This is a genomic window from Xanthomonas axonopodis, from assembly GCF_001304695.1.
GTDB classification, from domain to species: domain Bacteria; phylum Pseudomonadota; class Gammaproteobacteria; order Xanthomonadales; family Xanthomonadaceae; genus Xanthomonas; species Xanthomonas axonopodis.
Window position 1 is genome coordinate 1 of the sequence record NZ_JFAQ01000234.1, and the last position, 10,811, is coordinate 10,811.

The window sequence follows — 10,811 nt, forward strand, 5'->3', positions numbered from 1 at the left end:
CCGCTGCCATCGCCAAGTTCCAAAGGCAGGTCTTCCCACGCAATGCCCGTGCGCAGCACATAGACGATGCCGTTGAGGGCCTGCTGATCACTGACACGAGGTCGTCCACCTTTGGGGGAAGGCTTGACCTGCGGAATCAGTGGCTCGATGCGCTTCCACAGCGCAATAGGGATCTCGTTGCGACGTGTCATGCCGACAATGTTGCCGCCGACTCAACAAAATTCAAGGGTTTTGTTATCGGCTCTAAGTGCCGCCGTTCTCGCCGCGCTCGTGCTCGCGCCTGCCGCTTACGCCGCCGACCTTGAGGTGTCTGCCGATACCGATGCGACGGTGCAGCAACTCGATGCAGTGTCGGTGATCGGCCAGGGCGAAACGCGCCAGGTGCAGCGCATCACCCAGCAGGACATTGCGGTGTTGCCGCCGGGCACCAGCATCCAGAAGCTGCTCAACCGCATGCCGGGCGTGAACGTGCAATCCAACGATGCGTTCGGTGCCAATGAAGAGTCGCAGACGATCAGCCTGCGCGGCTTCAACGGCACGCGCCTGGGCTATACGCTCGACGGTCTGCCGCTGGGCGATAACGCCTACGGGAACTACAACGGCCTCAACATCAGCCGCGCATTGATCGCGGAAAACTTCGGCGGCGTGGAGCTGGCCTCGGGCATCGGTGCGTTGGGCACGGCGTCGACCAGCAACCTGGGCGGCACCATTCAGTACTACTCGGCCGATCCGTCCAGCGTGTTCGGTGGGCAGGTGTCGCAGACCGTGGGTTCGGACGCCAACCGCCGCACCTTCCTGCGCGTGGATACCGGCGATTACAACGGCTTTTCGGCGTATCTGTCGGGTATCAATGCCGAAGCGGACATGTGGGCGCGCCCGGAATCGCCGACTACCACGCGGCAGTTCAATGCCAAGGGCGTGTATCAATTTGATGGCGGCAAGCTGACCGCATTCGCCGATACCTCGCGGACCTCGCAGGCCGACTATGCGTACCTGTCCAAGAGCGGCATGGCACGTGGCCTGGGCTGGGACTGGAACCTGTACGCGCCGGACTGGAACCGCGCATTGGCCGCAGCGTATTGCGCACCGGCCACGCGCAATGCCGCGCGTTGCGGCTTCAGCGGCGGCGTGGACAACGTCGACGATGCGTACTACCAGAGCCGCGCGCTGCGCGACGACGACCTGTTCTACGTGGCCGGCGACTTCCAGCCCAACGATGCGATCAGCTTGCACACGCAGGTCTATCACCACGAAAACAAGGGCCAGGGCCACTGGTGGTCGCCGGGCCAGGCATCCAACCCAGGTACGCCGCAGGCATTGCCGATCTCCATCCGCAGCACCAATTACTGGATCAACCGCACCGGCGGCATCGCCTCGCTCGGTTGGGAGTTGGGCCCGCATCACCTGGAAGCCGGCCTGTGGTACGAGCGCAATCACCACGATGTGGAGCGCAACTTCTACTGGATCACCGGCCCGGTCAGCGACGACACGTTCCTGCAAAATCCCAACCGTCGCCTGTTCTCGCAGAACTACGTCATCACCACGCGCCAGTTCTATGTGCAGGGCAATTTCAAGTTCCTGGATGAGCGTCTGAGTCTGGACCTGGGCATCAAGAGCCCGAGCACCGAAATGACCGCGCGCGAGACGCCGGGCGTGCCGGTGGAAGCGCCGGTGGCCACCGGCTCGCTCAAGGCCAGCGAATCGGTGTTGCCGCAGATCGGCTTGGGCTATCGCCTCGCCGAAGGCCAGGAAGTGTTCGCCTCGTACGCAGAAAACATCGCCGCGTTCCAGGGTGGCGGCGCGGGCGGCCCGTTGCTGGTGACCCAGGCCTCGTTCGATGCCAGCGTCGGCGCATTGGAGCCGGAGAAATCGCGCACGCTGGAAGCAGGCTATCGCTTCGTGCGCGACCGCTTCGAAGCCTCGTTGGTCGGTTACGACGTCACTTTCGATAACCGCCTGCTTTCGCTCAACCCCTGCGCCAGTATCCAGCAGGGCACCACGCCCGCATGCACCACGCGCTTCTTCAACGTCGGCTCGGTGAGCAGCCGCGGCGGCGAACTGACGGTGATCTGGAAGCCAACCAGCTACCTGCAGTGGTACAACTCGGCCTCGATCAATCGTTCGACCTATGACGACAACTATATGCAGAATGGCGTGGTGATTCCCACCGCCGGCAAGTACACCGTCGACACGCCCAAGCGCATGTTCGCCAGCGAACTCGCCTTCAATTACGCAAACTGGAACGTCAACCTGCGTGGCAAGTACACCGGCCAGCGCTACTACACCTACACCAACGATCAGGGCTTTGGCGGCTACACCTCCTTCGACGCTGGCGCCGGGTACGAGTTTGGCCGGGTCGGCGTGCTGCAGGCGCTCGAGCTCTCGCTCAACGTCACCAACCTGACCGACAAGCGTTACGCCTCCAACCTCACCGCGTTCGCCAACACCGACCCGAACGGGCGTCAGCTGGCCTTCCATGCCAGTGCGCCGCGGCAGGTGTTTTTGACGCTGGATGCGAAGTTCTGAGGACGGGAATCGGGAATCGGGATTGGGGAATCGTAAGAGCCGGTCTTGCGGTTGCTTACCGAGGATGGCGTGCTGATCGCGCGGCACGAGAACGAGATCGGCGGCACCACCGATGTGGCCAGCCATCCGGAGTTCGCGGCGCGCAAGACGCGCAAAACCATCGATGGCCAGGCGATGGAAGGCTGGTTTACCGAAGATTTCAGTCTGGCCGAGTTGAAGACGCTACGTGCGCGCGAGCGGCTGCCGCAGCTGCGCGGCACGCGCTGGGACGGGCAATTCCAGATCGTGACCTTCGATGAAATCATCGATTTCGTCGCCGCAGAATCGGCAGCGACCGGGCGCCTCATCGGGCTGATTCCGGAGATCAAGCACCCGAGCTATTTCAAGGCGCTTGGCCTGCCGATGGAAGACAAGGTGCTGGCTACCTTGCAGGCGCACGCCTATACCCGGACTGCGCCGGCGATTATCCAGTCGTTCGAGACCGGCAACCTGCGCTATCTGCGCAGCAAGATTGGCCGCACCAGCAACATCCGCTTGCTGCAGTTGCTCGGTGGCGCGCAGATGGCGCTGCCCGACGCCGGCACGGACGGTGCGCCGAAGACCTACGGGCAGATGATCACGCCCGACGGCCTCAAGCAGGTCGCACGCTATGCCGACGCGATCGGCCCCGACATCCGCAGCATCATCCCGCTGGATGCGCAGCAACGCCTGGGTACGCCCACCCGCCTGGTGCACGATGCGCATGCGGTCGGCTTGCAGGTGCAGCCCTACACCTTCCGGCCGGAGAATTATTTTCTGGCCGCCGATAACCGCAGCAGCGGCGCGGTGAACAAGCGCAACGACGCCGGTGCATTGGCCGAGTTGCAGGCGTATCTGGATGCCGGGATCGATGCGTTCTTCGCCGACGATCCGGGCCTGGCGCGGCGTGCGTTGAGCGAGCACCCCGCGCGTTAACGCGCATCTGCAGGAGCACGCCAGAGCGCAACGGGGCGCTATCGGTGAAGCCCGTCGCGCGCAGGCACGCTCCTACGCGGGGCAAGCAACGCCGTCGATCGGTTCGGCGGTCGCCTGAAAAAGTTTTAGATACCCGGCGGTCGTTCGCGCGACGGGAAATGCAGCACCACGTTGTCTGAGCCATCGTCCTGGCGCTGCCACAACAGCACGGGTACCTGACGCGGCGGTGGCGGTTCCAGCATCGCGTGCTCGGGGTTGCTCACCTCCCAGGCAGCGTCTTCGTCCTCGTCTTCCCAGCTGTAGCGCGGCCTGGCCTGTTGCGGGTCGCGCAGGCGCAGCAGCAGGGCGGCGATCAACCCGGCCACCGCACCGCCCAGATGCGATTGCCAGGACACGCCGGCGTCGTGCGGCAGGATGGTCATCAGCATGCCGCCGTAGAACAGGAAGGCGATCATGCTGGTGGCGATCGCGGGGCGGTCGCGACGCAGCAGGCCCAGCACGAACACCAGGAACATCAGCCCGTGGGTCACGCCGCTGGCGCCCAGATGCCGGCGGCCGGGCTCGCCCAGCAGCCACGCGCCCAGGCCCGAGCCCAGCCACAACAGCGGCAGCGCCATCACGGTGGCACGCGGATACACGCTGCCGGCCAGCGTGCCCAGGATCAGCAGCGCGGCCGCATTGGCGCCCAGGTGCGCCAGCGAGCCGTGCAGCAGCGGTGCGGTGAGGATGCCGAGCAGGCCGTCGGCCTGCAGCGGTGCCACCGCCCAGGCGCACCAGTCGAACATGCCCTGCGCGGTGAACACCGCCACCAGCAGCAGCACGGCCGCCAGGCTGATGTTGAAGGCACGCAAGACCGGTGAACGGTCCAGGCGAGCTTGGGTGGTGGGTTCTGCGGCGGCAACAGGATGCGGTTTCATACCTTCACGGATGGCGTCACGCGGATTTTTTACAAGCCTCTCAAACTCGGGATAAGCAGGCCCGGCGGCGGGATAATCCGCTCTCACCGCCGATTGGCGGTGCGGCGCCCGTGCGGCATCAAGTAGGTGACCGAGGCGCGAAGCCGAGCGTCAGCAGCATTGCTGAGTCCGAAACCGGGCCGAAACTCGACCCGCCAGGTTGGAACATCCAGACGACGTTGAAGCTGGAGATCTTGTCTTGAGAAGTGCCGATGCGTTGGTTATAGAGCGGATGAGCCGTCACTCCGCTGCAGGGTCCTTGCCCGCCCACCATCGCGAGACACGCTGCAAGTACGTCCTTGTAAGCTCTGGCGCGGCATCCATGCCGCTCAAGGTGCCGCGACGGTGGGCGGGCAAGGCCCTGTCGAGATGGTCGGTCCGCATGGTCACAAGCAGCGCACGCGAACGGGCGTTACCGATTCCCAAATCCCGGCCCCTCAGTGCCCGGCCGGCTTGGGCCGGCGCAGCAGGCTCAGCACGATGGTAGCGACCAGGATCGCGACCACCACGCCCAGCGATACCAGCACCGGGATCTTGTACAGATCGATGATCATCATCTTGGTGCCGATGAACACTAGGATCACCGCCAGGCCGTAGGGCAGCAGGTGGAAGCGGTCGGCCATGCCGGCCAGCAGGAAGAACATCGCCCGCAGGCCCAGCACCGCGAACACGTTGGAGGTGAGCACGATGAAGGGGTCGGTGGTGATCGCAAAGATCGCCGGGATGCTGTCCACCGCGAAGATCACATCGATCACCGCGATCAGAATCAGCACCACGAACAGCGGCGTAAACCAGCGCTTGCCGTCCTTGATCACGCTGAGCAGGTTGCCTTGGTACTGCGGGCTCAGGCGCAGGTGCCCGCGCATCCAGCGCAGCACCGGGTTGGCTTCCAGATCGGGTTCCTTGCCGGCGGAGAACCACATCTTGATGCCGGTCAGCAGCAGGAACGCGCCGAACACGTAGAGCAGCCAATGGAACTTGGCCAGCAGCATCGAGCCGGCGAAGATCATGATCGCGCGCAGCACGATCGCGCCCAGCACACCGATGATCAGCACGCGCTGGCGCTGTTCTTCGGGCACGCCGAAATAGGTCATCACCATCAGGAACACGAAGATGTTGTCGACCGCCAGGGATTTTTCGACCAGGTAGCCAGTGAGGAACTGCAGCCCGATCTGGTCGACCTGGGCGTCGCCGACGCTGCCTTGCAGGTACCACCACAGCCCGGCATTGAAGGCCAGCGCCAGCAGCACCCAGCCAATGCTCCACCAGGTGGCTTCCTTGAAGGTCACCTGGTGGGCGCCGCCGTGGCGCATCAGCACCAGATCGATCAGCAGCGCGGCGATCACCACCACCGCGAAGCCACCCCATAACCAGACGTTGCCAATGGTTTGCATCAGAATCCCGAAAAAGTGAAAGCGGTCTGGACAGCCGACGGGCTGAGGCCTTGTGACACGGAAATCGTGGATTCCGGGTGACGGACCTTCGCCTGCGCGGCGAAGGTCTCGCTCGCAACCGGCTGGGCCGGTTACCGTTGCACCGGAGCGCCTGATGACAGGGCTCGTCATGACGGCGACAACGCTGGGAGCTACTCCCCTTCTGCGCCCGATTCTGCGTGCCCGGCACAGGCACGTCAATCCAGCCGGATACAATGGGCCGATGAATATTCCATTCCCCGTCGTCCGTCTCAAGAATGCCTGGCGCTCCAGCCACCCGTGGATCTTCCAGAAGCTGGTGGAAAAGCCCGCCGCCAAGCCCAAGCCCGGCACCATCGTCGATGTGGTCGGCGTGGATGGCGAGTGGATTGGTCGCGGCTTTTACAACGGCCATTCGCGCATTGCCGTGCGCATCCTGGAAACCGACCGGTCGGTGCCGGTGGATGCGGGCTGGTTTTCGCGCAAGATCGCCGCGGCGGTGAGCCTGCGCCGCGACTGGCTCAAGCTCGGTAGCGTCTCCGATGCCTGGCGGGTGGTGCACAGCGAAGGCGATGGGCTGTCCGGCCTGGTGGTGGACCGCTACGGCGACCTGGTGGTGGTGGAGTTCTTTGCCGCCGGCATGTTCCGTCACCGCGAATGGATCTACGAGGCACTGCGCGAACAGTTCCCGGGCTGCCGCTTCCACAGCTTTGCCGACGAACACGTGCAGAAGCAGGAAAGCTTCGACTTCCACAGCAACACCACCACCGAAGCGGCGGTGATCACCGAGCACGGCATCAAGTTCCGCGCCGACCCGGCCGGCGCGCACAAGACGGGCTTTTTTGCCGACCAGCGCGACAACCGCCAGTGGTTGAGCGAGCAGGTGGAAGGCAAGACCGTACTGGACCTGTGCTGCAACACCGGCGGCTTTGCGGTGTACGCGGCCGCCCGCGGTGCGGCCGAAGTGCTGGGCGTGGACATCGACGAAGACGTGATCGCCATCGCCAAGGGCAACGCCAAGCTCAACAACGTGCGGCCCAAGTTCGTGCAGGCCGACATCTTTCCGTGGCTGCGCGATGCGTCCAACCGCGGCGAGCAGTTCGATGTGGTGATCCTGGATCCGGCCAAGATGACCCGCGACCGCGAGCAGGTGATTCCGGCGCTGAAGAAGTATCTGGACATGAATAAATTGGCGTTGGGCGTGGTCAAGCCCGGCGGCCTGTTTGCCACCTTCTCGTGCACCGGTCTGGTGGCCGAGCAGGAGTTCCTGGACATGCTGCGGCGCGCGTCGTATTTCTCCGGCCGCACCATCCAGATTCTGAAAGTGGCCGGTGCCGGCCCCGACCACCCGTTCATGGCGCATGTGCAGGAATCGCGTTATTTGAAGGCGGTGTTCTGCCGCGTGATGTAGCAGCGCGTTGCGGCCGAAGACGCCCTGTGCCGCATTGCAGGCAGCGTCTTTGGCGGCGCGAAGCCATCGCCGGCAAGCAGTAGGTCAACGCAGACATGCAACCAGGAGCCGGCAGCCGATGACCTCCAGCAACGAAGACGAACGCAAGGCCCTGCGCCGCTTGCTGCGGCAGATCGAGCGGCCCGAGACCAGTCTGCTGGCCAGCAACTGGCCGGTGTTCGGCGTGTGGCTGCTGTTTTCCGGCGCCTTCATGTACCTGTTCCAGGCCGGCGACGGTTCGCCGCTGCATCCGTTGCTGCTGGCGTTGGGGTCGACCTGTCTGGGCGTGTTCGGTGCGTGGATCGTGTTCCGTTCGGTGTGGGCGCGGCAGTGGCCGCATGTGCGCGAGCACATCGATGTGGACAGCGTGCGTGCGCGTCTGGCCGAACTTGGCGACTGACCATGCAGCGCGCGTGGCGGTCTGCGCGCGCTGGGTTTGCTGGCGTATCCAACACTTCGCGATGACCAACCGGTTGGTCGCGCCTTGGTCGCCGGCATTCCGAGGCGCGGCTCGACACGGTTGCTGCTTGGTCACACCGTCGGCATCCCCGTAGAACCGGCCTTGCGACGCGCAGATCGCTCACGCAATCGCGCCGGTTGGACTGGCAGCGCTGCCACGTCCTGCGTGTGGCCGCAGTGCGCATGCAGCAAGCCGCTATGATCGGCTCACCCCACTGCCTGTGAGATCGCATGCACCCGCGTTCGCTTTGCCTGTCTGTCGCGTTGTTGCTGGCCGCCGCGCTGCCCGCACATGCACTGGAGTTTTCCAAGGCCGAAGTGGCGCGTGCCACCGCGCTACAGAAACGTTTGGTCACGCTGGATTCGCATCTGGACACGCCGGCCAATCTGGAGCGCGCCGACTTCGATGTGCTGCAGGCGCATGCCGGCAACCGCCTGTCGCAGGTGGATTACCTGCGCATGGTCGAAGGCGCGCTCGATGGCGGTTTTTGGGCGGTCTACACCGGCCAGGGCAATCGCAGTGCTGCTGCGCATCTGGACGACCGCGACGCCGGCCTGCAGCGCCTGCTGAAGATCCACACATTGGTGGCCGCGCAACCGCAGCGTTTTGCGTTGGCCACCACGCCGGCCGATGCTGCGCGCATCAAGGCCGCCGGCAAGTGCGTGGTGTACATCAGCATGGAAAACGCCAGCCCGCTGGTGGCCGATCCCACCTTGCTGCGCTTCTATGACGCGCAGGGGCTGCGCTTGATGAGCACCGTGCACTTTGTCAACAACGAGTTCGCCGATTCGGCCACCGACCCCAAGGGTGCCGAATGGAACGGCCTGAGCCCGGCCGGCAAACAGCTGGTGTAACAGGCACAGGCGCTGGGCATCGTGATCGATCGCACGCCTCCGATGCAGTGTTCGACCAGTTGATTGCGCTCTCGCCGGTGTCGATCGTGCTCTCCCATAGCGGTGCGCGTGCGGTCTACAACCACCCGCGCAACATCGACGATGCACGCCTGAAGGTGCTGGCCGCGCATGGCGGGGTGATCCAGGTCAATTCCTATGGCGGCTATCTGGTGGACAGCGGCGCCAGCCCCGAGCGCAAGGCGGCCGAGAAGGCGCTTACCGACCAGTATGGCGGCTGGGAGCACGTCAAGATCGCCGACGGCACCAAACTCAGTGCCGCGCTGAAGGATCTGCATGCGCGCTACCCGATCAAGCGCGCCACCTAAGAAGACTTCTTCGCGCATCTTGAGCACAGATTGGCCGCGGTCGGACCCGAGCACGTGGGCATCGGCATGGATTGGGACGGCGGTGGCGGCGTGATGGGCCTGGAAGACGTCTCCGACCTGCCGCGTATCACCGCGTGGCTGGTGCGCAAGCGCTACACCGAACAGCAGATCGCCGGCATCTGGGGCGGCAACCTGTTGCGCGTGATGGGCCAGGCGCAGGCGTATGCGGCGGGGAATCGGGAATGGGGAATCGGTGAAGCAGTCGTGCCGGGATTCGGCGGTGGTGATTCGGGATTCGCGATACGCAATGCGCACGGCTGGCAGTGCGCGGGTGTGTTGCCGGATGCTGCATCGGACCCGGCGCTATGGGGATGTCCGCGCGTTGCCTGTGCGGGCTTCTCGAACGATCCGCCAGCCGTGCACCCACCGCCGATCACTCGGGCGTGTCCCGGTTCGGCCGATGCCGCGCGTGCCTGGTCCGAACTTGAGAGCGACTCCAACACGTCGCGAGCAGTCGTCAGGTGAGTGCGGTGGTACATGCCTCACCGTGCACCGGCCGCCTGAACGCTGCCCTTGGGCATTTGCACAAAAAGTGGCGCGTGCTCGCCGGTGAACCGGCAGCACCCTGACGAAGATTCCGTAAAAACGCTCAATCTAGAATGCGCCGACCGCCTGCGTGGTGTCGGCGCTGCCGTACTGCGCAGCGGCTGGCCTACCGACTGCTGGAGCGTGCGATGACCCAAGCCACCCGGCCCCTGCCGCCTCCCGATGGAATGGGCCCGACCTACCACAAGATCCTGTGGCGGCTGATCCCGTTCCTGTTCGTCTGCTACCTGTTCAATTACCTGGACCGGGTCAACGTCGGCTTCGCCAAGCTGCAGATGCTGGGCAGCGAGACCGTGTACGGGCTGGGCGCGGGGATCTTCTTTATCGGTTACCTGGCCTGTGGAGTGCCGAGCAATCTGATCCTGCAGCGCATCGGGGCCCGGCGCTGGGTGGCGATCATGATGGTCAGCTGGGGCCTGCTCTCCACCTGCCTGCTGTTCGTGCGCACCCTGGCCGGGTTCTACACCCTGCGCCTGCTCACCGGCGCGGCCGAGGCGGGCTTCTTCCCCGGCATCGTGCTGTACCTGACGCGCTGGTTCCCGGGTGCCCGGCATGGCCGGGTCATGACCGTCTTCATGTCGGCGATCCCGATCTCCGGGGTGCTGGGTGGGCCGTTGTCGTGCTGGATCCTGGGTCACTTTTCGGCCGGGCAGGGCGGGTTGGCCGGCTGGCAGTGGATGTTCCTGCTGCAGGGCCTGCCGACCGTGTTGCTGGGCATCGGCGTGTGGTTCCTGCTCAGCGACGGCGTGCAACAGGCCAGTTGGCTCACCCCGCAGGAAAAACAGGGTTTGGCACGCGTGCTGGCAGAGGACGAAGCAGGCAAGCCGGCCGGCGCCTCCACCTCGTTGGGCGCGGTACTGCGCAATCCGGTGGTATGGCTGCTGGGCACGGTGTACTTCTGCATCCAGAGCGGGGTGTATGCGATCAACTTCTGGCTGCCGCCGATCATCCAGGGCAGCGGCGTCACCGACCCGATCCGCATCGGTCTGATGAGCGCCATCCCGTACCTGGCTGCAGCGGTGTTCATGGTGTTGATGGGCCACTCGGCCGACCGCCGCGGCGAGCGGCGCTGGCATCTGGTGATTCCGTTGCTGATGGGCGAGGCCGGCCTGTGCATCGCCGCCAGTGTTACCGACAACCTGGGTTTGGCCTTGTTCGGCATGACCCTGGCCACGATGGGGGCGGTCAGCGGCTTGCCGCTGTTCTGGCCGCTGACCGCCCCCATCGT

The 10,811-nt window shown here is 64.8% G+C and carries 7 protein-coding genes and 2 pseudogenes; 6 read left to right on the forward strand and 3 right to left on the reverse strand.

The window, feature by feature from the left end:
• On the reverse strand, positions 1 to 191 hold a 191-nt coding region (locus XAXN_RS18240), incomplete at its 3' end, for a transposase (protein ID WP_134984919.1).
• Between the two features lie 7 nt (positions 192 to 198).
• Between XAXN_RS18240 and XAXN_RS18245 the strand changes: the two genes are divergently transcribed.
• Positions 199 to 2,526 (forward strand): TonB-dependent receptor, encoded by a 2,328-nt coding sequence (locus tag XAXN_RS18245; RefSeq protein WP_054320584.1) that lies wholly within the window; start codon positions 199 to 201, stop codon positions 2,524 to 2,526.
• A 57-nt stretch (positions 2,527 to 2,583) separates the two neighbouring features.
• Positions 2,584 to 3,480: pseudogene (locus XAXN_RS18250) on the forward strand (glycerophosphodiester phosphodiesterase); the annotation flags it as partial.
• Positions 3,481 to 3,605: 125 nt separating this feature from the next.
• Here the strand turns inward: XAXN_RS18250 and XAXN_RS18255 are convergent.
• Positions 3,606 to 4,397: a rhomboid family intramembrane serine protease gene (locus tag XAXN_RS18255; RefSeq protein ID WP_054320585.1), complete on the reverse strand. Its 792-nt coding sequence runs from the start codon at positions 4,395 to 4,397 to the stop codon at positions 3,606 to 3,608.
• A 476-nt stretch (positions 4,398 to 4,873) separates the two neighbouring features.
• Positions 4,874 to 5,830, reverse strand: a complete 957-nt coding sequence (locus XAXN_RS18260) for a TerC family protein (protein ID WP_054320586.1) — start codon at positions 5,828 to 5,830, stop codon at positions 4,874 to 4,876.
• Between the two features lie 262 nt (positions 5,831 to 6,092).
• Here XAXN_RS18260 and XAXN_RS18265 point away from each other — a divergent pair, with 262 nt between their 5' ends.
• The 4 genes and pseudogenes from XAXN_RS18265 to XAXN_RS18280 form a co-directional block, all read left to right on the forward strand.
• Entirely contained in the window at positions 6,093 to 7,259 is a 1,167-nt protein-coding gene (locus XAXN_RS18265; protein ID WP_054320587.1) for a class I SAM-dependent rRNA methyltransferase, read from the forward strand.
• 118 nt (positions 7,260 to 7,377) lie between these two features.
• Positions 7,378 to 7,698 carry a hypothetical protein gene (locus XAXN_RS18270; RefSeq protein ID WP_042820881.1) on the forward strand — a complete coding sequence of 107 codons (321 nt, stop codon included), beginning with the start codon at positions 7,378 to 7,380 and terminating at the stop codon, positions 7,696 to 7,698.
• Positions 7,699 to 7,988: 290 nt separating this feature from the next.
• Positions 7,989 to 9,232, forward strand: a pseudogene (locus XAXN_RS18275) (dipeptidase); the annotation flags it as partial.
• Positions 9,233 to 9,711: 479 nt separating this feature from the next.
• On the forward strand, positions 9,712 to 10,811 hold a 1,100-nt coding region (locus XAXN_RS18280), incomplete at its 3' end, for an MFS transporter (protein ID WP_054320588.1).